22 protein-coding genes are annotated in these 21,728 nt (G+C 58.1%); 12 read left to right on the top strand and 10 right to left on the bottom strand.

Annotated elements, in window-relative coordinates; translation table 11 throughout:
- Positions 1–28 precede the first annotated feature (28 nt).
- The 3 genes from nhaB (at position 29) to AB1E37_RS09205 (ending at position 2,734) form a co-directional block, all read left to right on the top strand.
- On the top strand, positions 29–1,579 hold the full coding sequence (gene nhaB / locus AB1E37_RS09215) for a sodium/proton antiporter NhaB (RefSeq protein ID WP_004184648.1): 1,551 nt from the start codon (positions 29–31) through the stop codon (positions 1,577–1,579).
- A 128-nt stretch (positions 1,580–1,707) separates the two neighbouring features.
- Positions 1,708–2,238 (top strand): disulfide bond formation protein DsbB, encoded by a 531-nt coding sequence (gene dsbB, locus AB1E37_RS09210; RefSeq protein ID WP_002910894.1) that lies wholly within the window; start codon positions 1,708–1,710, stop codon positions 2,236–2,238.
- 151 nt (positions 2,239–2,389) lie between these two features.
- Complete coding sequence (locus AB1E37_RS09205; protein ID WP_002910895.1) at positions 2,390–2,734, top strand: DUF1971 domain-containing protein; 345 nt, start codon at positions 2,390–2,392, stop codon at positions 2,732–2,734.
- 6 nt (positions 2,735–2,740) lie between these two features.
- Here AB1E37_RS09205 and AB1E37_RS09200 read toward each other — a convergent pair whose 3' ends face one another.
- From AB1E37_RS09200 to AB1E37_RS09190, 3 genes are all read right to left on the bottom strand, one after another.
- Entirely contained in the window at positions 2,741–3,187 is a 447-nt protein-coding gene (locus tag AB1E37_RS09200) for a YcgN family cysteine cluster protein (protein ID WP_002910896.1), read from the bottom strand.
- A 94-nt stretch (positions 3,188–3,281) separates the two neighbouring features.
- Positions 3,282–3,941, bottom strand: a complete 660-nt coding sequence (locus AB1E37_RS09195) for a fumarylacetoacetate hydrolase family protein (protein ID WP_002910897.1) — start codon at positions 3,939–3,941, stop codon at positions 3,282–3,284.
- A gap of 16 nt (positions 3,942–3,957) precedes the next feature.
- On the bottom strand, positions 3,958–4,239 hold the full coding sequence (locus AB1E37_RS09190; protein WP_002910898.1) for a YcgL domain-containing protein: 282 nt from the start codon (positions 4,237–4,239) through the stop codon (positions 3,958–3,960).
- Between the two features lie 126 nt (positions 4,240–4,365).
- Between AB1E37_RS09190 and minC the strand changes: the two genes are divergently transcribed.
- Genes minC through minE form a run of 3 tightly spaced genes read left to right on the top strand, consistent with a single transcriptional unit; the run spans position 4,366 to position 6,173 of the window.
- A complete protein-coding gene (minC, locus tag AB1E37_RS09185; protein WP_004180423.1) occupies positions 4,366–5,064 on the top strand; it encodes a septum site-determining protein MinC in 699 nt (232 codons plus the stop codon).
- Positions 5,065–5,087: 23 nt separating this feature from the next.
- Positions 5,088–5,900 carry a septum site-determining protein MinD gene (gene minD, locus AB1E37_RS09180; RefSeq protein WP_002910900.1) on the top strand — a complete coding sequence of 271 codons (813 nt, stop codon included), beginning with the start codon at positions 5,088–5,090 and terminating at the stop codon, positions 5,898–5,900.
- Positions 5,901–5,903: 3 nt separating this feature from the next.
- Entirely contained in the window at positions 5,904–6,173 is a 270-nt protein-coding gene (minE, locus tag AB1E37_RS09175) for a cell division topological specificity factor MinE (RefSeq protein WP_002910902.1), read from the top strand.
- A gap of 77 nt (positions 6,174–6,250) precedes the next feature.
- Here minE and rnd read toward each other — a convergent pair whose 3' ends face one another.
- From rnd to AB1E37_RS09150, 5 genes are all read right to left on the bottom strand, one after another.
- Positions 6,251–7,366, bottom strand: coding sequence for a ribonuclease D (gene rnd / locus AB1E37_RS09170; protein ID WP_074192322.1), 1,116 nt, complete (start codon positions 7,364–7,366; stop codon positions 6,251–6,253).
- Positions 7,367–7,447: 81 nt separating this feature from the next.
- Entirely contained in the window at positions 7,448–9,133 is a 1,686-nt protein-coding gene (gene fadD / locus AB1E37_RS09165) for a long-chain-fatty-acid--CoA ligase FadD (RefSeq protein ID WP_002910904.1), read from the bottom strand.
- A 205-nt stretch (positions 9,134–9,338) separates the two neighbouring features.
- Positions 9,339–9,920, bottom strand: a complete 582-nt coding sequence (locus tag AB1E37_RS09160) for a Slp family lipoprotein (protein WP_002910905.1) — start codon at positions 9,918–9,920, stop codon at positions 9,339–9,341.
- Positions 9,921–9,958: 38 nt separating this feature from the next.
- Complete coding sequence (gene tsaB / locus AB1E37_RS09155; RefSeq protein ID WP_004151443.1) at positions 9,959–10,654, bottom strand: tRNA (adenosine(37)-N6)-threonylcarbamoyltransferase complex dimerization subunit type 1 TsaB; 696 nt, start codon at positions 10,652–10,654, stop codon at positions 9,959–9,961.
- A gap of 145 nt (positions 10,655–10,799) precedes the next feature.
- Entirely contained in the window at positions 10,800–12,710 is a 1,911-nt protein-coding gene (locus tag AB1E37_RS09150; RefSeq protein WP_004175456.1) for an ATP-dependent DNA helicase, read from the bottom strand.
- Between the two features lie 131 nt (positions 12,711–12,841).
- On the opposite strand from AB1E37_RS09150, the gene AB1E37_RS09145 reads away from it, so the two are divergent.
- Positions 12,842–13,186: a RidA family protein gene (locus AB1E37_RS09145; protein WP_002910910.1), complete on the top strand. Its 345-nt coding sequence runs from the start codon at positions 12,842–12,844 to the stop codon at positions 13,184–13,186.
- On the opposite strand, the gene AB1E37_RS09140 is transcribed toward AB1E37_RS09145, so the two are convergent.
- A complete protein-coding gene (locus AB1E37_RS09140; protein WP_004145519.1) occupies positions 13,187–13,372 on the bottom strand; it encodes a YoaH family protein in 186 nt (61 codons plus the stop codon). It lies immediately after the preceding gene.
- An 88-nt stretch (positions 13,373–13,460) separates the two neighbouring features.
- Between AB1E37_RS09140 and pabB the strand changes: the two genes are divergently transcribed.
- The 4 genes from pabB to AB1E37_RS09120 all read left to right on the top strand — a co-directional run bounded on the left by pabB (position 13,461) and on the right by AB1E37_RS09120 (position 18,685).
- Positions 13,461–14,816: an aminodeoxychorismate synthase component 1 gene (gene pabB / locus AB1E37_RS09135; RefSeq protein WP_004189289.1), complete on the top strand. Its 1,356-nt coding sequence runs from the start codon at positions 13,461–13,463 to the stop codon at positions 14,814–14,816.
- A 3-nt stretch (positions 14,817–14,819) separates the two neighbouring features.
- On the top strand, positions 14,820–15,398 hold the full coding sequence (locus tag AB1E37_RS09130) for a CoA pyrophosphatase (RefSeq protein ID WP_004180429.1): 579 nt from the start codon (positions 14,820–14,822) through the stop codon (positions 15,396–15,398).
- A 162-nt stretch (positions 15,399–15,560) separates the two neighbouring features.
- A complete protein-coding gene (sdaA, locus tag AB1E37_RS09125; protein ID WP_004151445.1) occupies positions 15,561–16,925 on the top strand; it encodes an L-serine ammonia-lyase in 1,365 nt (454 codons plus the stop codon).
- A 182-nt stretch (positions 16,926–17,107) separates the two neighbouring features.
- Positions 17,108–18,685: an EAL domain-containing protein gene (locus AB1E37_RS09120; protein WP_032447681.1), complete on the top strand. Its 1,578-nt coding sequence runs from the start codon at positions 17,108–17,110 to the stop codon at positions 18,683–18,685.
- A gap of 33 nt (positions 18,686–18,718) precedes the next feature.
- On the opposite strand, the gene yoaE is transcribed toward AB1E37_RS09120, so the two are convergent.
- A complete protein-coding gene (gene yoaE / locus AB1E37_RS09115; protein WP_004145524.1) occupies positions 18,719–20,278 on the bottom strand; it encodes a CNNM family cation transport protein YoaE in 1,560 nt (519 codons plus the stop codon).
- Between the two features lie 446 nt (positions 20,279–20,724).
- Here yoaE and manX point away from each other — a divergent pair, with 446 nt between their 5' ends.
- Positions 20,725–21,696, top strand: coding sequence for a PTS mannose transporter subunit IIAB (manX, locus tag AB1E37_RS09110; protein WP_032447683.1), 972 nt, complete (start codon positions 20,725–20,727; stop codon positions 21,694–21,696).
- Positions 21,697–21,728 lie beyond the last annotated feature (32 nt).

The following is a 21,728-nucleotide window of genomic DNA, read 5'->3' as shown; positions in this document are numbered from 1 at the left end:
GCACTCATTGACGGGGAAGGATTCTGTCGTGGAAATTTCTTATGGCCGCGCGCTGTGGCGCAATTTTCTTGGCCAGTCGCCGGACTGGTACAAGCTGGCATTAATCATTTTCTTAATCGTAAATCCGCTGGTGTTCGCCGTGGCGCCGTTTGTCGCCGGCTGGCTGCTGGTGGTCGAGTTTATCTTTACCCTCGCCATGGCGCTGAAGTGCTATCCGCTGCTGCCGGGTGGTCTGCTGGCTATCGAGGCGCTGCTGATCGGCATGACCAGCCCGGCGCACGTCCGGGACGAGATCGCCGGCAATCTGGAGGTGCTGCTCCTGCTGATGTTCATGGTGGCGGGTATCTACTTTATGAAACAGCTTTTGCTGTTCGTGTTTACGCGCCTGCTGCTGGGGATCCGCAGCAAAATGCTGCTATCGCTGGCGTTCTGCCTGGCGGCCGCGTTCCTCTCGGCCTTTCTCGATGCGCTGACGGTGGTGGCGGTAGTGATCAGCGTCGCCGTCGGGTTCTACGGCATCTATCACCGCGTCGCCTCGGCGCGCCCGGACGATAGCGACCTGCTCGATGACAGCCATATCGAGCAGCACTACCGTGAGGTGCTGGAGCAGTTCCGCGGCTTTCTGCGCAGCCTGATGATGCACGCCGGCGTCGGGACCGCGCTCGGCGGCGTCATGACCATGGTCGGCGAGCCGCAAAACTTGATTATCGCCAAAGCCGCGGGCTGGCATTTTGGCGAGTTCTTTCTTCGCATGGCGCCCGTGACCCTGCCGGTGATGGTCTGCGGTCTGTTAACCTGTCTGCTGGTCGAAAAGTATCGCCTGTTTGGCTACGGCGAACCGCTACCGCCGACGGTGCGCAAGGTGCTGCAGGAGTTTGACGATCGCAGCCGCGCCCAGCGCAGCCGTCAGGAGCGACTGCGGCTGATTGCCCAGGCGCTCATTGGCGTTTGGCTGATCGTGGCCCTGGCTTTTCACCTGGCTGAGGTCGGCCTGATTGGCCTGTCGGTGATCATCCTCGCCACCACCTTTACCGGCGTTACCGATGAGCACGCCATTGGCAAGGCGTTCACCGAGGCGCTGCCCTTTACCGCGCTGCTGACGGTCTTCTTCTCCATCGTCGCGGTTATCATCGATCAGCAGCTGTTCACGCCGGTGATCGAGTTTGTCCTGCAGGCCTCGCCGCACGCGCAGCTGTCGCTGTTTTATCTGTTCAACGGCCTGCTGTCGTCCATTTCGGATAACGTGTTTGTCGGCACGGTCTACATCAACGAAGCGAAAGCGGCGCTCGAACATGGCGCCATCAGCCTGCCCCAGTTTGAGATGCTGGCGGTAGCGATCAACACCGGCACCAACCTGCCCTCGGTGGCCACCCCGAACGGCCAGGCGGCGTTTCTCTTCCTGCTGACTTCCGCCCTGGCGCCGCTTATTAGGCTCTCCTATGGCCGTATGGTGTGGATGGCGCTGCCCTACACCATCGTACTGACGCTGGTCGGCCTGTTATGCGTCGAGTTCACCCTGATGCCAGTCACCGACTGGCTGCTGGCGCACGGCTGGCTGGTGACGCCCAGCCTGCCCTGAGTCAGTTTTTGCCCGGGTTCGCCCGGGCGCATCAATAACCCGTTACGGAATATTTTCCGCCGCGCCTCTGGCGTCGGTTCGGTTTTCGTTTACACTGCCATGATTTAGCATCTTCCAGGGAAATGATTATGTTGCAATATTTAAACCAGTGCTCAAGAGGACGCGGTGCCTGGCTCCTGATGGCGTTGACCGCTTTTATTCTCGAACTTGTCGCGCTGTGGTTCCAGCACGTGATGCTGCTGCAGCCGTGTGTCATGTGTATTTACGAACGCTGCGCGCTGTTCGGCATCATGGGCGCGGGACTGGTGGGCGCTATCGCCCCCAAAACGCCGCTGCGCTATGTCGCCATGGCAATCTGGTTGTACAGCGCGATACGCGGACTACAGCTGGCGTGGGAGCATACGATGATCCAGCTGCACCCTTCACCGTTCCAGACCTGCGATTTCGCCGCCCGCTTCCCAACCTGGCTGCCGCTGGATAAATGGCTGCCGCAGGTTTTCGTTGCGTCCGGAGACTGTTCAGTACGTCAGTGGCAGTTCCTGTCGCTGGAGATGCCGCAATGGCTGGTGGGGATTTTCGCCGCCTATCTGCTGGTCGCTATTCTGGTGATCGTTGCTCAGCCTTTCAAAGCGAAAAAACGCGATCTGTTTGGTCGTTAAGCCGCGGCAAGTCCAGCCCACAATGAAACGCCCTGCGGGGCGTTTTTTTTATGCCTCCTGCGCATAGCTGAATCGTTTCATGTCTATGGTTGACCACAGCCACCAAAAGGCGCATATTAAATACATCTTTTAAAACCCCACAGGAGCTCACATGTCATCTTTACTGATCCCCGCAGACTGGAAAGTTAAACGCTCCACCCCATTCTTTACCAAAGAGAATGTCCCTGCCGCCCTGCTGAGCCACCACAACACCGCGGCTGGCGTCTTCGGTCAGCTGTGCGTCATGGAGGGCACGGTCACCTATTACGGTTTTGCCAATGAACAAGCGACGGAGCCGGAGAAAAAAGTCGTGATTCATGCCGGGCAGTTTGCTACCAGTCCGCCGCAGTACTGGCACCGCGTCGAACTCAGTGACGACGCCCGCTTCAATATTCACTTCTGGGTGGCGGAAGAAACCGACGGTGAAAACGGGCTGTTCCACGCGAAGAAAGCGTGACGGCGCTTAGCGCGCCCTGTCAGGCAGATTAAGGATATGGTCCTGCCAGTCGACCACCGTGGACTCAGGCACCGCAATATGGCGAACGGAGATGCGTTCGCCGTGCATCGCCGCTTTTGAGCCAGTCAGCAGCGGGTGCCAGGCCGGCAGAGGCTTGCCTTCCGCCAGCAGGCGATAGGCACAGGTCGGCGGCAGCCATTCGAAGGTCGGCAGATTTTCGCGGGTAAGCTTGATGCAGTCCGGCTCATACTCAAAGCGACGCGCGTAGTTACGACACTGGCAGGTTTTGATATTGAGCTGACGACAGGCGACGTTGGTGAAGTAGATCTCGTCAGTGTCTTCATCCATCAGCTTGTGCAGGCAGCACTGGCCGCAGCCGTCACACAGCGATTCCCACTCCGCGTCGCTCATGTCATCCAGTGTTTTTTGTTGCCAGAAAGGTTGTTCGCTCATCGGAGTGTCCGTCGTTGCCAGTTAAGGGTGCACCTTATAACCAGTCTGGCACGCCGATGCAAGTTTTGCCGCCCCAAAAGGCGGCAAATAGCGCTTACAGCACGCGGGTAGTGAGCGCCAGGCCGTTGAAGCCGACCTCCAGCTCGTCACCGCTGTGCAGCGGCCCCACGCCTTCCGGGGTGCCGGTGAGGATCACATCCCCGGCTTTGAGGGTAAAGAAGCGCGACATATAGGCGATCAGCGGCACAATCCTATGGATCATGTCGGCAGTGGTGCCCTGCTGGCGCACTTCGCCATTAATCTTCAGACTTAACGACGTATTCTGCGGGTCGCCGTGGAACTCAGCGGCCGGGATAAAGCCGGAGATCGGACAGGCGTTATCGAAGCCTTTGGCCTTCTCCCAGGGTTGTCCCGCTTTTTTCATTTTCGCCTGCAGGTCGCGCAGCGTGAGATCCAGCGCGACGCCATAGCCGGCAATCCCTTTCAGCACATGCTCTTCCGTCGCCTGACGCAGCGTGCTGCCGATAAGCACCGCCAGCTCGACTTCGTGATGCACCGAGCCCAGCCCCTCAGGAAGCACCAACGGCTGACGAAGATCGCACAGCGCAGTCTCAGGTTTAATAAACAGCACCGGCTCTTCCGGCGTCACACTGCCCATTTCCTTGATGTGTTTCGCATAATTACTGCCGACGCACACTACTTTGCTTACTGGATAATCCAGAAGCGCACCCTGCCAGTTATGATGTTGGTACATTATTTTCCCTCGTGGGTTAATCGGATTGTTTCCCCTGTTCCGCCAGGTGTTTCTTTAGTAGATTTTCAGACGGCGGAGGCAGTTGCAGGTAATAGCCCTGTTCGCTTAACGCCTGTTTCACTTTTTCCAGATCGGCGTTAACCAGTTTTTTGCGCCCATCCAGCGGCAGCAGCATCGCCATTTGCGGCGTGCCAAAGCTGCGCATTAGCTCGTCAGGAACGCGCGAGAAATCGTCCTTTTTTTCGACGTATAAATAGGTTTGTTCACGTTTAGTACTTCGATAGATCACACAAAACATAGTTTTACTCGGAATTAGACCCGTGGTCACTTGCCTCAATATATGAGTGACTATAACATGCCTTTTAGTCTTCGGAATATCACCGCACTTCGGCGGTTGATAAACAGCAAATTGAGTAAGGCCAGGATGTCAAATACGCCAATCGAACTTAAAGGCAGTAGCTTCACGTTATCTGTCGTTCATTTGCACGATGCAAATCCCGAGGTTATTCGTCAGGCGTTAGAAGACAAAATCGCCCAGGCTCCCGCTTTTTTACGTCATGCTCCGGTGGTGGTGAATATCGCCAGCATCGAGGAGGAGGTGGAATGGCGCGCCATCAACGAGGCTATCGCCGCGACCGGTTTACGTATTATGGGCGTTAGCGGATGCAAAATTCCGCGCCTGAAAACCGAAATCGACCGCGCCGGCATCCCGTTATTAACCGAAGGGAAAGAAAAAGCCTCTCGTCCGGCACCGTCCGACCCCACCCCGCCGCCGCCAGTTGCTAGTCAGATCACAAAAACGCGTTTGATTGATCAGCCGGTACGTTCCGGTCAGCGCATTTATGCGCCACACTGTGATCTTATTGTTACAAATCATGTGAGTGCCGGTGCGGAACTTATCGCTGACGGAAATATCCATGTATATGGCATGATGCGAGGACGCGCGCTGGCAGGCGCCGGTGGCGACAGAGACGCCCAGATATTTTGTACCCACCTTGCGGCGGAGCTGGTCTCCATCGCCGGGGAATATTGGCTGAGCGATAACATCCCGGCCGAATTTTATGGCAAAGCGGCGCGCCTGCGTTTAGGTGAAAGCGCTTTGGCAATTCAACCGTTAAATTAATCCCTTTTTAACAAGGAATTTCTATGGCACGCATTATTGTTGTGACTTCGGGTAAAGGGGGCGTTGGCAAGACCACCTCCAGCGCGGCCATCGCTACAGGTTTGGCCCAGAAGGGAAAGAAAACCGTCGTTATCGACTTCGACATCGGCCTGCGTAACCTCGACCTGATTATGGGCTGCGAACGTCGCGTCGTTTATGATTTCGTCAACGTCATTCAGGGCGATGCCACACTGAACCAGGCGCTGATTAAAGATAAGCGCACGGAAAATCTCTACATTCTCCCGGCTTCCCAGACCCGGGATAAAGACGCTCTGACTCGCGAAGGCGTCGACAAGGTTCTCGAAGAACTGAAGAAAATGGAATTCGATTTCATCGTCTGTGATTCCCCGGCAGGCATTGAAACCGGTGCGCTGATGGCGCTTTACTTTGCTGATGAAGCCATCATCACCACTAACCCGGAAGTCTCCTCCGTTCGCGACTCCGACCGTATCCTTGGCATTCTCGCCTCTAAATCCCGCCGCGCGGAAAATGGCGAAGAGCCAATCAAAGAGCATCTGCTGCTGACCCGCTACAATCCAGGCCGCGTTAATAAAGGCGATATGCTGAGCATGGAAGACGTGCTGGAAATTCTGCGCATCAACCTGGTAGGCGTGATCCCGGAAGACCAGTCAGTCCTGCGCGCATCCAACCAGGGTGAGCCGGTGATCCTCGATGCCGCCTCGGACGCAGGCAAAGCCTATGCCGATACCGTTGAACGTCTGCTCGGAGAAGAACGCCCTTTCCGCTTCATTGAAGAAGAGAAGAAAGGATTCCTCAAACGCCTGTTCGGAGGATAAATTATGGCTTTACTCGACTTTTTTCTCTCGCGAAAAAAGAACACGGCTAATATTGCGAAAGAACGCCTGCAAATCATCGTCGCCGAGCGCCGCCGCGGAGACGCGGAGCCGCATTACCTGCCGCAGTTACGCAAAGATATCCTGGAAGTGATCTGTAAATACGTACAGATCGACCCGGAGATGGTCAGCGTGCAGCTGGAGCAGCGGGACGGGGATATATCCATTCTTGAGCTGAACGTGACCCTACCCGAAACGGAAGAGTCGAAATCCTGACCTGTCGCGCTATCGCGAAAAAAAACCGGCTACGCCACGCGCCGCCGGTTTTTTAATGGTCTGAACCTGGCCGCGAACTAGCGCGGATAGTCGTTTAACAGCCTCTTCAGCCGCTCGGCCATCAGCTCCCCGCGCCAACCGGAAATCAGCTCAGGTTCACCGGCTTGCGTTTTCAGCTGCCAGTGCCAGTTCAGCAGCTGGTTGATCTGCCGACGCGACGCCAGCAGCTCCGCGCTTACGCCCATCTCCGTGCTCACTTCCTGCACCAGCGCTTTAATATCTTTAAAGACTTTGCGGTAGCCCGGCATGTCGATCAGGTTCTGCAGCGGCGCTGGCAGGGCCGACTCCGGCAGCGCCTGCGCTTTTTCGACCAGGCTAATCAGCGTTTTGCCGTGGAAGCGAATTTCGCTACCGGACAACCCGAGGCTGTCGAGCTCGCCCAGGCTGGTGGGCATATAGCGCGCCACGCTCCACAGATGCTCTTCCCGCACCACAAAGTTTACCGCCAGGTCGCGCTCGCGCGCTTTGCGCAGGCGCCACTCCGCCAACAGCTGCAGACAACCCAGCTGGCGGGTACGCAGCTGCCAGGCGTTGCCGATATCGCGCCAGGCCTCGGCCGGGTCGACCACCTCCTGACGACGCTGCTGCATCACGCGGCACTCGTCGAGCGCCGCCGGCAGCCAGCCAGCGCGATCGGTCTCCGCCATTAACTGGCTGGCGATCGGCAGCAGATACCAGACGTCGGCCGCGGCATATTCACACTGACGCTCAGTCAGCGGGCGCGCCAGCCAGTCGGTGCGGGATTCGCTTTTATCCAGCGCTACCCCGGAATACTCTTCCACCATCGAGGCGAAGCCCCAGGACATTGGGCGGCCGCAGAAGGCCGCCAGGATCTGGGTGTCAATCAGCGGCTGCGGCATCAGGTTAAATGCATTAAGGAAGACTTCTAAATCTTCGCTGCCGGCATGCAGGTATTTAGTCACATCCTGGTTGAGCAGCAGGTCGCGCATCGGCGCCCAGTCGTTAATCGTCAAGGGATCGATCAGAGAGACCTGCTGGCCGTCGAACAGCTGCAGCAGGCCCAGCTGCGGGTAATAGGTGCGGGTGCGGACAAATTCCGTATCCAGAGCGACGGCGGAGGCCGCGCTTGCCGCTTCGCAGACAGCGCGCAGGCCATCGTCGGTGGTGATCATCTGATAGTTCAAAGCATACTCTCTTAACTTGCGCCCATAAAAAACGCCGGCGTAGCCGGCGTCAGGCGACTCATTCGTTACTTAGCCTTTATTGTCCACTTTAGCGCGCGCTTCGTCACGCAGTTCTCGCCGCAAAATTTTCCCGACGTTGGATTTCGGCAGTTCGTCACGGAATTCCACCAGCTTCGGCACCTTGTATCCGGTCAAATGGCGACGGCAGAACGTAATCAGCGCCTCTTCGGTTAACGCAGCATCTTTCTTGACTACGAAAATCTTCACCGCTTCGCCGCTGCTGCCGGACGGCACGCCGATGGCCGCCACTTCCAGCACCCCGCTATGCTGCATGACCACATCTTCGATTTCGTTCGGATAGACGTTAAAACCCGACACCAGGATCATATCTTTTTTGCGATCGACGATGCGCAGGAACCCCTCTTCATCCATCACCGCGATATCCCCGGTGTGCAGCCAGCCGTCTTTGATAATCTCATCCGTCGCGTCAGGGCGCTGCCAGTAGCCCAGCATCACCTGCGGCCCTTTAATACAGAGCTCGCCCGGCTGACCCGGTGCCACTTCGTTATCATCATCATCCACCAGTTTGGCTTCGGTGGAGGGCACCGGCAGGCCAATGCTGCCGCTGTGGTAGTCAATATCGTGCGGGTTAACGCTGACCAGCGGGGAACACTCTGTCAGGCCGTAGCCCTCCAGCAGATATTGCCCGGTCAGTTTTACCCAGCGCTCGGCCACCGCCTGCTGCACCGGCATCCCACCGCCGGCGGACAAATGCAGCGAGGAGAAATCAAGCTGCTGGAACTCTTTGTTGTTCAGCAAGGCGTTGAACAGGGTATTGACCCCGGTCATGGCGGTAAAAGGATACTTCGCCAGCTCCTTCACCAGCCCGGGGATATCGCGTGGGTTGGTGATCAGCAAATTTTGCCCGCCCAGTTCGATAAACAGCAGGCAGTTCATGGTCAGGGCGAAAATGTGATACAGCGGCAGCGCGGTCACCACGAACTCTTTGCCGCGATGCAGCAGCGGGCCGTAGGTGGCATTGACCTGCTCGAGGTTAGCCAGCATATTGCGGTGGGTTAGCATCGCACCTTTGGCCACGCCGGTGGTGCCCCCGGTGTACTGCAGAAACGCCAGATCTTCCGCAACGATCTCCGGCTTGACGTACTGCATGCGATAGCCGTGCTGCAACGCGCTGCGAAACGAGATGGCGTCCGGCAGATGGTACTTCGGCACCAGGCGCTTAATGTACTTGACCACAAAGTTCACCAGCGTACCTTTGGCGGTGGAAAGCTGGTCGCCCATGCGCGTCAGGATCACATGCTGGACCTGAGTTTTCGCCACCACTTTTTCCAGGGTATGGGCAAAGTTGGAGACTATGACGATCGCCGCCGCGCCGCTGTCGTTGAGCTGATGCTCCAGTTCGCGCGGGGTATATAAGGGGTTGACGTTAACCACGATCATCCCGGCGCGCAGGATGCCAAACAGAGCCACCGGATACTGCAGCAGGTTAGGCATCATCAGGGCCACGCGATCGCCCTTCTGTAACCCCAACCCCTCCTGAAGATAAGCGGCGAAGGCGCGACTACGCTCCTCCAGCTTACGGTAGGTCATCACTTCACCCATATTGATAAACGCCGGTTGGTCGGCGTAACGGGTGGTGGCATGTTCAAACAGTTCAACCAGGGATTGATAGCGGTCAGGATTTATCTCCGCCGGAACATCTGCGGGATAACGGTTTAGCCAAACCTTTTTCACTGCATCACCTCTGAAATAGTTATTCGTCGTCATCACAGCCCCTGGATAATACATTTTGTTAACATTATATTAACTCAGCGTACCAGTTTATTAATTAGGCAATGAGCAGGTTGCGAAGCGCGTCACTATTTTTTTTCTTATTCGACTGAAAACAAAGAAACAGCGGACCGGCCGCTGTTTCTTTGAACTAACATAAACAACAAAATCATTCGGTTACAACGTTTCTCACCTCAGCAGGGCCGGGATTGTACCAGCCCCAGCCGCCATAGCCGTAGCCCCAGGGGCGCGGACCCAGCATCCACGGGTCGATAGGTTGCGGAGGCATCACCACCTGCTGCACTACGTTCCAGCGCTTGTAGCCGGTGGCGTTCATCAGCATAAATTTATACGGCGTGCTGCCCACCTTGCCGTCAACCACCCCGGCGATCGGTCCGACCACGGTCACTAGTTGACCGCGGAAATCCACCGGATCGAGGAAGCCATTGACGTCAGCAAAAATCCTTCCGCGGGACGGCTCGCCCAGCACTGGCCGCGCGCCGCTGTCCAGCGGTACGGTGGCGATTTCTAAGCGGGTTTTCCCCTGCTGGTTTTGCACATTGACCACCTTACCGCCAAAGCGCGCTTCCTGGCCAACGTACAGCTGCGGGGCGTTCATCACCCGCACCAAATCCTGCTGCGGCGTCGGGCTGGTGCCTTTGATGGCATCCGGCACCGATACGCAGCCGCTTAGCGCAACGGCAACCGCTGCGGCCAGCAGCCAGCGAACGCCCTGTTTTTGACCCGCCATGATGCGACTCCTTTTCTCAGTCTTCTTGTTACTGAGATTCACTCGCGGCCTGGAAGTTTCTTCCACGCCACCTCGTTTCGCAAATAAACCGGCTCCGCTTTCTCCACGGCCACGGTTTTCCCCGCCGCTAGCAGGTAACAGGCTAACGGCAGCATATCCTCCGCCGCCGGCAATTCAATTTCGCCGCTGCTTAAGGTCAGTCCGCTCGCTTTCGCCAGATCCGGCCACGCCTGCCATCCGGTGCCGACAGTGGCCCATTCGCCGGAAAGCTGTGCCAGTCGTTCGGCTACCGCGTCCGGTTTGAGCACCGCTTCCGTCTCTTCGCCATGCCAGACGCCCTGCTCGTCGCGCTGGTACTCGGCCCAGTAGACTTCGCCCATACGCGCATCAATGGCCGCCAGCACACGGGTGGCGCCGGTTTTGCGCCAGGCGCCCTGCGCCATGGTGGCCAGCGTGGAAACGCCAATCATTGGCAGTTCGGCGCCCAGCGCCAGCCCCTGGGCGATACCGATGCCGATGCGCACGCCGGTAAAGCTGCCCGGACCGCGACCAAAGGCCAGCGCGTCCAGCTCGCTCAGCGTGGTGCCGCTCTCGGTGAGGACCTCCTGCACCAGCGGCAGGATACGTTGGGTATGTTCGCGGGGACAAATTTCGAAATGAGCACTAAGGGTGCCATCATTCCACAGCGCTGCGGAGCAGGCCTCTGTGGCGGTATCGATAGCCAAAATTCGCATGGGTGGTCACGCTCTCGTTACATAGTTCAGGCCTTCAGGCAGCCTGATTTCCGGCAAACGGCCAACCCGCCGCCATGCCGCCCGAAGTCTATTGGGAACCGCTAATTAACAAAATGGCGCGCAGCTTAACACATTTTAGTGCGGATTACCTTGCCGGCGGTACGGCGAGAAAGCGCACCGCCCGACGGATATCGCGGGTTCGCGGCGCCGGCGGCAGACTGGCCAGGAACACCGCGCCGTAGGGGCGCATCACCAGCCGGTTGTCGCAGATCACCAGCACCCCGCGATCGTCGATATCGCGGATCAGGCGACCCACCCCCTGCTTGAGGGTGATCACCGCATCCGGGAGCTGCACTTCATCGAAGGGATCGCCGCCGCGCAGCCGGCAATCTTCCATCCGCGCTTTTAGCAGCGGATCGTCCGGCGAGGTGAACGGTAGCTTATCGATAATCACCAGCGACAGCGCGTCGCCGCGCACATCGACTCCCTCCCAGAAGCTGCTGGTAGCCACCAGCAGCGCGTTGCCGGCGCTGACGAACTGCTGCAGCAGTTGGCCTTTGCTGGTCTCGCCCTGCAGCAGCACCGGTAGCGTCATGGTGGCGCGGAACTGCTCCGCCAGATCGCGCATCATGGCGTGCGAGGTGCACAACATAAAGCAGCGACCATCGTTGGCCTCGATCAGCGGCTTGAGCATCGCCGCCAGGTGTCGCGCCGCGCCGGGCTGGTTCGGCAGGGGTAGGTTGCGCGGCACGCAGAGCAGCGCCTGGTGCTGATAGTCAAAGGGACTCGGCAGCAGCAGAGTCTGCGCCTCGTCGATCCCCAGCCGGGCGGTAAAGTGATGCAGATCGTCGTTCACCGACAGCGTCGCCGAGGTAAAGATCCAACTCCCCGACTTCTGCGCCATCACCTCTTTAAACTTCTCGGCCACGGTCAGCGGCGTCAGCGCGAGAGTAAAGTGGCGCGAGGTACACTCATACCAGTAGCTGTAGCCCGGCTGGTTGATCTCTTTCAACCGCTTCAGGCGCCCGCGATAGAGGGTGGCGCGCTCAAAAGCGGCGTCGAGCAGCGCCGAGCGACCCAGCGAAAGTTTGGCGACGTCATAGCATAGCTCGAGCGCGTCATCGAGCAGCAGCAGCGCTCGCTGAATGTGGCTGTCCGCCAGCAGCTCGCGCAGATTGCCGCGGTAGCCCGGGTCTCCCAGCTGCAGGCGGAAATCCTGCGCGCTTTGCGCCAGGCGGTCGGCGCATTTTTGCAGCTGCTGAGTGTCTTTCAGTTCGGTGCGGTAGGCAATGGTGATGTCTTTCGCCAGGTCCAGCAGCTGGCGGCTGGAGAGCGACTGGCCAAAGTACTGACTGGCGATATCCGGCAGCTGATGGGCTTCATCGAAGATCATCACTTCCGCCTCGGGGATCAGCTCGGCAAAGCCGCTCTCTTTGACCACCATATCGGCCAGAAACAGGTGATGGTTGACCACCACCACGTCGGCGTCCATCGCTTTTTTACGCGCCTTCACCACGAAGCAATCTTTATACAGTGGGCAGTCGCTACCGAGACAGTTATCGTTGGTGCTGGTGACCAGCGGCCAGGCCTGAGAGTCTTCCGCGACGCTGGCGCAGGTGCTGATATCGCCATCCTGGGTTTGATTCGACCAGGAGCGCAGGAGGATCACATCGCTGAGGGTTTGCACCGGCAGATCGCCGCCCGCCAGCGCCTGCTGCTCAAGACGTTCGAGACACAGGTAGTTGGAGCGCCCTTTGAGCAGCGCCAGTTTCCCGGTGAATTTGAGCGCTTTGGCGACGGTGGGCAGATCGCGGCTGTAAAGCTGATCCTGCAGCGCTTTCGAGCCGGTGGAGATAATCACCTTTTTTTTCGCCCGCAGCGCAGGCGCCAGGTAAGCGTAGGTTTTACCGGTTCCGGTCCCCGCTTCCACCACCAGCGGCCGGGAGGCCTCAATCGCTTCGCTGACCGCCACCGCCATCTGGCGCTGCGGCTCGCGCGGTTTAAATCCCGGTATGGCTTTGGCTAGCTGGCCGTCTGCTGCAAAATCGTCGATCACATTGCCCCCTGGTTATTTGGACAGTGATTATGTCAGGGAGGACGGCGTTTCGCCAGTCCGGGTAGTGACGCGAGCGGCACATTATGGCAGTCTTGCCGCAGCCGAATGGAATGCTTAAAGAGGAAAAAGCAATGACAATTACGCGTATTGATGCCGAAGCCCGTTGGTCAGACGTGGTGATCCACAACCAGACCCTGTACTACACCGGCGTGCCGGCAAATCTCGATGCCGACGCTTTCGAGCAGACCGCCAATACCCTGGCGCAGATTGACGCGGTGCTGGAAAAACAGGGCAGCGACAAGTCGCGTATTCTTGACGCCACCATCTTCCTCGCCGATAAAAGCGACTTTGCGGCGATGAATAAAGCCTGGGACGCGTGGGTGGTGGCTGGTCACGCCCCGGTGCGCTGCACGGTGGAGGCGACGCTGATGAACCCGCAGTATAAAGTTGAGATCAAAATTATCGCCGCGGTGTAATTACTCGTCCTCATCCTCATCTTCAAAGCGCGCGACGATCTGCTCGCCGGTATGCGTTGCGCGCAGCTCTTCCGCCACCAGGGCAATCGCCTGGCCGCTGCTTATCCCCTGAGCCATTAGCTCATGGATACGTTCGACCGCTTTTTGCTGTTGCTCGTGGCTCAGCGAAGGTAAACCTGCAAACATCTTTTACTCCTGCTACATTGTGGGGCGTAATTATTTCACGCCGTCCCCGACTACGCCAGAGGGGCGGCAACGTTCAGGATCGAGAAAGATGTTGTCCCCCGCGATTATTACCCTGCCCTGGCGCCCGGATGCGGCCGAACACTATTTTGCGCCGTTAAGCGCCCTGCCCTGGGCGATGCTGCTGCATTCCGGCTTTGCCGACCATCCGCATAACCGCTTTGATATTCTGGTGGCTGCCCCGCGCGCCACGCTACTGACGCGCGATGAACAGACGTGGGTCGACGACGGCGAAACCGTTGTTGTCTCAGCGGAAGATCCGCTGCAGCTCCTGCAGCAGCAGTTGGATCGTCAGCCGTTCACGCCGCAACCCCATGACGATCTGCCGTTTCTCGGCGGCGCGCTGGGATTATTCGGTTACGACCTGGGCCGTCGCTTTGAGCGTCTCCCTTCGCACGCGCAGGCCGATATCGCGCTGGCGGATATGGCGGTGGGGATCTATGACTGGGCGCTTATCGTCGACCACCAGCGCCAACAGATATCGCTGCTCAGCTATGACGACCCGCAGCAGCGTCTACAGTGGCTGGAGGCGCAAACGCCGACGCCGGGTGAAACCTTCGCCCTGACCTCTGCCTGGCAGTCAAATATGAGCCGCCAGCAGTACGGCGAAAAATTTCGCCAGGTACAGGCCTATCTGCACAGCGGCGACTGCTATCAGGTCAACCTCGCCCAGCGTTTTCAGGCCAGCTACGTCGGTGATGAATGGCAGGCCTTCCGCCAGCTGAACGCCGTCAACCGCGCCCCCTTTAGCGCCTTTATTCGCCTCGATGAAGGGGCGATTTTAAGCCTGTCGCCGGAGCGCTTTATCCAGCTGCGCCAGGGGGAGATCCAGACGCGGCCGATAAAAGGCACCCTGCCGCGGCTCGATTCGCCGCTGGCAGATGCGCAGCAGGCTGAGAAGCTGGCGAATTCGCCGAAAGATCGCGCCGAGAATTTAATGATTGTCGACCTGATGCGCAACGACATCGGCCGCGTCGCCGTCCCGGGCAGCGTGCGGGTCCCCGAGCTGTTCGTGGTGGAGCCGTTCCCGGCGGTCCATCATCTGGTCAGCACCATCACCGCCCGCCTGCCAATGACGCTGCACGCCAGCGACCTGCTGCGCGCCGCCTTTCCCGGCGGCTCGATCACCGGCGCGCCGAAAGTGCGGGCGATGGAGATTATCGATGAACTGGAGCCCCAGCGACGCAATGCCTGGTGTGGGAGCATTGGCTACCTGAGCTATTGCGGCAATATGGATACCAGCATCACCATTCGCACCCTGACGGCATGGCAGGGACAGCTGTACTGCTCCGCCGGCGGCGGAATTGTGGCGGATAGCGAGGAAGCGGCGGAATATCAGGAAACTTTTGATAAAGTTAATCGTATCCTGCAGCAACTGGAGAACTAGACCATGGCGGATCGCGCCCTTAATCTGGATGATTTTCTGTCCCGCTTTCAGCTTCTGCGCCCGCAGCCTTCGCGCCATGCGCTCAATCAGCGGCAGGCGGCGGTACTGGTGCCGATCGTGCGCCGGCCGCAGCCCGGCCTGCTGCTGACCCAGCGTTCGCCGCTGCTGCGCAAGCACGCCGGCCAGGTCGCCTTTCCCGGCGGCGCAGTAGATAATACCGACGCGACGCTTATCGCCGCCGCCCTGCGCGAAGCTCAGGAAGAGGTGGCGATCCCGCCGGAGGCGGTCGAGGTGATCGGCGTCCTGCCGCCGGTGGACAGCGTCACCGGCTTTCAGGTGACGCCGGTGGTGGGCATTATTCCCCCGGATCTGCACTACCACGCCAGCCAGGACGAAGTCTCCGCGGTATTTGAAATGCCGCTCGCCGAAGCCCTGCGCCTTGGGCGCTACCATCCACTCGATATCCACCGCCGGGGCAACGACCACCGCGTCTGGCTCTCCTGGTACCAGCATTATTTTGTCTGGGGAATGACCGCCGGGATCATTCGCGAGCTGGCGCTGCAAATTGGCGCACGTCCTTAGCTATACTGATAATGAGAGGGCGCTCTCATTATTAGTAAAATCGCGGTTAGCCATTAGTTTAATTCATGTGAATAGTTGAACTGACAGGGCGCTTCCCTCTTACACTATGCGCAGTTATTACATCGTTACCGCACCCGCGGTAACCCTGTCAGGAGTATTATCGTGATTAGTCTATTCGACATGTTCAAGGTGGGGATTGGTCCCTCATCTTCCCACACTGTTGGCCCGATGAAGGCCGGAAAACAGTTCGTCGATGACCTGGTCGAAAAAGGATTGCTTAATGCAGTGACTCGTGTGGCGGTTGACGTCTACGGTTCACTGTCATTAACCGGCAAAGGCCACCATACAGACATCGCCATTATCATGGGACTGGCGGGCAATCAGCCCGATACGGTCGATATTGACGCGATCCCGGCTTTTATCCGTGACGTCGAAGCGCGCGGTCGTCTGCTGCTGGCCAACGGCCAGCATGAGGTCGACTTCCCGGCGGATGACGGCATGCGTTTTCGCAGCGACAACCTGCCGCTGCACGAAAACGGCATGACCATTCACGCCTGGGCCGGCGAGAAAGAGATCTACTGCAAGACCTACTACTCGATCGGCGGCGGCTTTATTGTCGACGAAGAGCACTTCGGCAAGGAAAACGCCAACGAACTGCAGGTGCCCTACCCATTTAAATCGGCGCAGGAAATGCTGGCCTACTGCAAAGAGACTGGCCTGTCGCTCTCCGGGATGGTGATGCAGAACGAGTTGGCTCTGCACAGCAAAAAAGAGATCGAGGATTATTTCGCCAACGTCTGGCAGACCATGCGCGCCTGTATCGACCGCGGGATGAACACCGAGGGCGTGCTGCCTGGCCCGCTGCGCGTACCGCGTCGCGCCTCGGCGCTGCGTCGTCTGCTGGTGGCCAGCGATAAGCTCTCCAGCGATCCAATGAACGTTGTTGACTGGGTCAATATGTTCGCGCTGGCGGTCAATGAAGAGAACGCCGCCGGCGGTCGCGTGGTAACCGCGCCGACCAACGGCGCCTGCGGCATCGTTCCGGCGGTACTCGCCTATTACGATCACTTTATCGAGTCCGTCAGCCCGGAGATCTATATTCGCTACTTTATGGCCTGCGGGGCGATCGGCGCGCTGTATAAGATGAATGCGTCCATTTCCGGCGCGGAAGTCGGCTGTCAGGGCGAGGTGGGCGTCGCCTGCTCGATGGCGGCGGCGGGCCTGGCTGAACTGCTCGGCGCCAGCCCGGAACAGGTTTGCGTGGCAGCGGAGATCGGCATGGAACACAACCTCGGCCTGACCTGTGATCCGGTCGCCGGTCAGGTGCAGGTGCCATGCATTGAACGTAACGCCATCGCCTCCGTCAAGGCGATCAACGCCGCGCGAATGGCGATGCGCCGCACCAGCGAACCGCGCGTCTCGCTCGATAAGGTGATCGAGACCATGTATGAAACCGGTAAAGACATGAACGCCAAGTACCGCGAAACCTCGCGCGGCGGCCTGGCGATTAAAGTTCAGTGTGACTAAACTTTTCGTGCCCCTCTGCGCCTGCAAAGCGCGCAGGGGGTTAACCCTGGTGACTGAAATCTCCCTGATGCGCCTTCAACGGCGCATTTTCTTTTTTCTATACCTGGCGATATTCTGCCACTACACTTGCTCTATAAAATAAGCCACGCTTAACCACTCGTCCTGTCGACAGGGTGTCGCACATGCAGACTGCACAAAAAGTCATTACGGCCTATCGTCACAAACGCATTATTGTCTGCCTGCTGGTAGCCCTGGCGACCCTGGGCGCCACATTAGCCATCCGATTTATTTCGCAGCGCAGCGTAAATGAAGATTATATTCGCACGGCCGCCAGCCAACGGGTGGCGGCGCTCAATGACATCTTGCGCCCGCTAAGCGCGCAGCGAGCCACCCTGCTCCCTCTGGTGGGCAAACCCTGCCCTGATATCCATCTGACGCTGCGCAAAATGGCGGCCTCGTTGCAAACCATTCGTTCCGTCGCCCTCGTCACGTCAGGTATCGTTTACTGTTCCAGTATTTTTGGCCCGCGACAGGCAGACTTACATCGCCTGCAGCCCGCGCTTCCTGCGCCCCGCCCTCTGCTGCTCTTCTCGAACGACAGCTCCTTGCTCAAAGGCTCGCCGGTACTGATCCAATGGTATCCAGCCGCGGAGAGCGGCCTGGACGGCGTGATGCTGGTGGTGAATATTGAGCTGCTGGGAACCTTAATTCTTAATGAAAAATCGGCCCTGATCAGCGACGTCAGCCTGCAGGTTGGCGATCGTTATTTTAGCAGCCGCCATGGGCTTCTCGAAAAAGCGCATGTCCCGCAGGGCACGGTGATTTATCGCCAGCGCTCTACGGAGTTTCCGTTTACTGTCAATATTAACGGCCCTGGCGCCTCGGCGATTGCGCTTGAGGAGCTGCCCGGCGAGCTGCCGCTGGCGCTGATTTTTAGCCTGCTAATGACCGGCATCGCCTGGCTGGCCACCGCCGGCAGAATGAGTTTCTCGCGGGAAATAAGCCTTGGCATTTCGGCCCGGGAGTTTGCCCTCTGGTGCCAGCCGCTGCAGGATGCGCGCAGCGGCCGCTGCTGCGGGGTGGAGATCCTGCTGCGCTGGAATAATCCCCGCCGTGGGACGATTTCGCCGGAGGTATTTATCCCCATCGCCGAAGGCAATAATCTGATCATCCCTCTCACCCGCTATGTGATTGCCGAAACCGCTCGCCGCCTGGACGCTTTTCCTCGCGACCGCCATTTTCACATCGCGATCAATGTCGCCGCGCGCCATTTCGCTAACGGACTCCTGCTGCGCGACCTGCACAATTACTGGTTCAGCGTGGATCCGGTGCAGCAGCTGGTGGTCGAGCTAACCGAACGCGATGTCCTGCAGGATGGCGACCAGCATATGGCCGAACATCTGCACTTTAAGGGCGTACAGCTGGCGATCGATGATTTTGGTACCGGCAATACTTCGCTCTCATGGCTGGAAAAGCTGCGCCCGGATGTTTTGAAGATCGACCGCTCGTTCACCAGCTCGGTCGGCATAGATAGCGTGAACGCGACGGTGACAGATATTATTATCGCCCTCGCCAACCGCCTGCATATTGTTACCGTTGCCGAAGGGGTGGAGACGCTGGAGCAGGAAAGCTACCTGCGTAGCCACGGCGTCGATGTGCTGCAGGGGTTTTATTATGCGCGGCCGATGCCGGTGGAGGCGTTCCCGGCGTGGCTGGCCAGCAGGGAGGAGAGTGAAAATGAGAGCGAGACGACAGAATAACTCGCCGGCCGCAGCGGCCGGCGAGCCTGGCGATTACTCTTCTTCGTCGCTCGGCGGACGAGTGACCACCGCGCGCACCAGATCGACCCGGTAATCATTCGCTTCCACTACGGTAAAATGCAGCGGCGGAAGAGACACGACGTCGCCAATGCGCGGGATATGACCATTGGCGGAGATCACCAGCCCGGCAACGGTGGCAATATCCTCATCGTCATTGATCAGTGGATCCAGCCCCAGCGCCTGCTGCAGCGCATGCAGGTCGGTCGACCCCTTAATAAGCCAGCCATCGCCATCAATGACAATCTCTGGTGTCTCATCAGCGTCCGGGAATTCACCGGCGATGGCTTCAAGGACGTCCAGCGGCGTGACCAGCCCCTGCACCACGCCAAATTCATTAGTTACGATGACGAAGCTGCCGCGCGCCCGACGCAGGACCCCGAGCAGATTTATCGGGTCCAGCGTTTCCGGAACGACAATTGCCGGGGAGGCAGAAGCCAGCGCCGCGACGTTTTCCCCCGACTCCAGGGCCACCAGCATCTCTTTCGCCCGCACGATACCAATGATTTCATCCAGTTCTCCGCGGCAGACCGGGAAGAGGCTGTGCGGCGACGACAGCAGCTGACGACGAATTTCATCTTCACTCTGCTCAGCGTCGACCCAGCTGATTTCTCCGCGCGGGGTCATGATGCTGCGCAGGGAGCGCTGGGCCAGGGTCAGCACGCCGTTAATCATGTAGCGCTCTTCTTCCGCAAAGGCGCCCTCAGGAACGGGCACCGCGGCTGGACTGTCTGCGTCATGGCTGACGGAGGCCTGTTTGCGGCCGCCCATCAGGCGCAGGATGGCATCCGCGGTCCGAGCGCGCAGCGGCAGCGTCGACTGGTGGCGAACAAAGTTACGGCGCGCCACCTGGTTAAAGAACTCGATAATGATCGAGAAACCGATCGCCGCGTACAGATACCCTTTTGGAATATGGAAGCCAAACCCTTCCGCCACCAGGCTAAGGCCAATCATCAACAGGAAGCTCAGACAGAGCACGACCACCGTCGGGTGCTGGTTGACAAAGCGCGTCAACGGCTTGGAGGCCAGCAGCATCAAGATCATCGCGATCACCACCGCCGCCATCATCACCGGCAGATGGTTAACCATCCCGACCGCCGTGATCACGGCGTCCAGGGAGAAGACGGCATCCAGCACCACTATCTGCAATACTACTACCCAGAAACTGGCATAGCCTTTACCGTGACCGGCATCGTGCTGGCGGTTTTCCAGCCGTTCATGCAGCTCGGTTGTCGCCTTAAACAACAAGAAGATCCCGCCGAGCAGCATGATGAGATCGCGCCCGGAAAAGGAGAAATCGGCGATGGTAATCAGTGGTTTCGTCAGCGTCACCATCCAGGAGATGACCGACAGCAGCCCCAGGCGCATCACCAGCGCCAGTGACAGGCCGATCAGACGCGCTTTATCGCGCTGCTTCGGCGGCAGTTTGTCCGCCAGGATGGCAATAAACACCAGGTTGTCGATACCGAGCACAATTTCCAGAACGATAAGCGTCAACAGGCCGGCCCAGATTGAGGGATCCATTAACAATTCCATGTACGACTCCGGTTTGCGGCAAGGTCAGTCATCGCCATGCCATGCAGGGGCGCGACACCAGGTGCTGAAAGAAATGCGGGATACGTAGAGGTGGCAATCAGATGCCAGAAAGTGAAAAGACGTCGATGACGGTCCATACTGCGGGCTATGCCCTATACTCCTGAGTAATTAAACGGAAGTTAAACATAGCAAAATATAGATCGAAATTGGAAATAATTTACCTGAATTTGCAATAACTAAGGCTATTTTTTGCGCTGCAAAATTATTCGCAGACGATACGTGATTAACGGATCTTCATCACATTAATTATTTTTTCACTGTCTAAAATAATTCGCGGTAGTAACTATTCTCTATCTTACACCCTAACTGAATCGATTTTGTCCTCAAGAGTGATTCAGGATGTATCAAAGCAGATGATGCATTCACGATAATAAAGGAGGTAGCAAGTGACGATTGCTATTGTAATAGGCACACATGGTTGGGCTGCAGAACAGCTGCTGAAAACAGCAGAAATGCTGTTGGGCGAGCAGGAAAACGTTGGCTGGATCGATTTCGTTCCGGGTGAAAATGCCGAAACGTTGATCGAGAAATACAACGCCCAGTTGGCAAAACTGGATACCAGTAAAGGCGTGCTGTTTCTCGTCGATACATGGGGAGGCAGCCCTTTCAACGCTGCTAGCCGCATTGTCGTCGATAAAGAGCATTACGAAGTTATCGCCGGCGTCAATATCCCGATGCTGGTAGAAACCTTCATGGCCCGCGACGACGATCCTTCCTTTGATGAACTGGTCGCCTTAGCGGTTGAAACCGGCAGCGAAGGCGTGAAAGCGCTTAAAGCCAAACCGGTGGAAAAAGCGGCCCCTGCGCCCGCGCCTGCCGCAGCGCCAAAAGCCGCCGCACCGGCCAAACCCATGGGCCTGAACGACTACATGGTAATTGGCCTTGCGCGTATAGACGACCGTCTGATCCATGGTCAGGTCGCCACCCGCTGGACCAAAGAGACCAACGTTACCCGCATCATCGTTGTCAGTGATGAAGTGGCCGCGGATACCGTGCGTAAAACTCTGCTGACCCAGGTTGCGCCGCCGGGCGTCACCGCTCACGTGGTGGATGTGGCCAAAATGATCCGCGTCTACAACAACCCCAAGTATGCCGGACAGCGCGTTATGCTGCTGTTTACTAACCCGACCGACGTTGAACGTATCGTCGAGGGCGGCGTGAAAATCACCAGCGTCAACATCGGCGGTATGGCGTTCCGCCAGGGTAAAACCCAGGTTAACAACGCGATTTCAGTCGATGCCAAAGATATTGAGGCGTTTAAAAAGCTGAACGCCCGCGGTATCGAGCTGGAGGCACGTAAAGTGTCCACCGACCCGAAACTGAAAATGATGGATCTGATCGCTAAGGTTGATAAATAACCCGGCGGATCGCGCCCCAGTTTTCACTTTAA

The organism is Klebsiella sp. Shm-1, assembly GCF_040804525.1.
Classification (GTDB): domain Bacteria; phylum Pseudomonadota; class Gammaproteobacteria; order Enterobacterales; family Enterobacteriaceae; genus Klebsiella; species Klebsiella pneumoniae.
Note: the sequence above shows the minus strand (reverse complement) of the source record. Positions and strands in the feature narration are given on the sequence as shown.

Excerpts from the sequence above, each read along its gene's own strand:
- AB1E37_RS09140 (WP_004145519.1), bottom strand. The coding sequence starts at position 13,372 with ATGTTTGCAGGTTTACCTTCGCTGAGCCACGAGCAACAGCAAAAAGCG.
- minC (WP_004180423.1), top strand. The coding sequence starts at position 4,366 with ATGTCAAATACGCCAATCGAACTTAAAGGCAGTAGCTTCACGTTATCT.
- AB1E37_RS09205 (WP_002910895.1), top strand. The coding sequence starts at position 2,390 with ATGTCATCTTTACTGATCCCCGCAGACTGGAAAGTTAAACGCTCCACC.
- dsbB (WP_002910894.1), top strand. The coding sequence starts at position 1,708 with ATGTTGCAATATTTAAACCAGTGCTCAAGAGGACGCGGTGCCTGGCTC.
- yoaE (WP_004145524.1), bottom strand. The coding sequence starts at position 20,278 with ATGGAATTGTTAATGGATCCCTCAATCTGGGCCGGCCTGTTGACGCTT.
- minD (WP_002910900.1), top strand. The coding sequence starts at position 5,088 with ATGGCACGCATTATTGTTGTGACTTCGGGTAAAGGGGGCGTTGGCAAG.
- AB1E37_RS09130 (WP_004180429.1), top strand. The coding sequence starts at position 14,820 with ATGGCGGATCGCGCCCTTAATCTGGATGATTTTCTGTCCCGCTTTCAG.
- tsaB (WP_004151443.1), bottom strand. The coding sequence starts at position 10,654 with ATGCGAATTTTGGCTATCGATACCGCCACAGAGGCCTGCTCCGCAGCG.
- AB1E37_RS09200 (WP_002910896.1), bottom strand. The coding sequence starts at position 3,187 with ATGAGCGAACAACCTTTCTGGCAACAAAAAACACTGGATGACATGAGC.
- AB1E37_RS09190 (WP_002910898.1), bottom strand. The coding sequence starts at position 4,239 with ATGTTTTGTGTGATCTATCGAAGTACTAAACGTGAACAAACCTATTTA.
- AB1E37_RS09120 (WP_032447681.1), top strand. The coding sequence starts at position 17,108 with ATGCAGACTGCACAAAAAGTCATTACGGCCTATCGTCACAAACGCATT.
- minE (WP_002910902.1), top strand. The coding sequence starts at position 5,904 with ATGGCTTTACTCGACTTTTTTCTCTCGCGAAAAAAGAACACGGCTAAT.
- AB1E37_RS09195 (WP_002910897.1), bottom strand. The coding sequence starts at position 3,941 with ATGTACCAACATCATAACTGGCAGGGTGCGCTTCTGGATTATCCAGTA.
- AB1E37_RS09160 (WP_002910905.1), bottom strand. The coding sequence starts at position 9,920 with ATGGCGGGTCAAAAACAGGGCGTTCGCTGGCTGCTGGCCGCAGCGGTT.
- rnd (WP_074192322.1), bottom strand. The coding sequence starts at position 7,366 with ATGATCACCACCGACGATGGCCTGCGCGCTGTCTGCGAAGCGGCAAGC.
- pabB (WP_004189289.1), top strand. The coding sequence starts at position 13,461 with ATGTTGTCCCCCGCGATTATTACCCTGCCCTGGCGCCCGGATGCGGCC.
- AB1E37_RS09145 (WP_002910910.1), top strand. The coding sequence starts at position 12,842 with ATGACAATTACGCGTATTGATGCCGAAGCCCGTTGGTCAGACGTGGTG.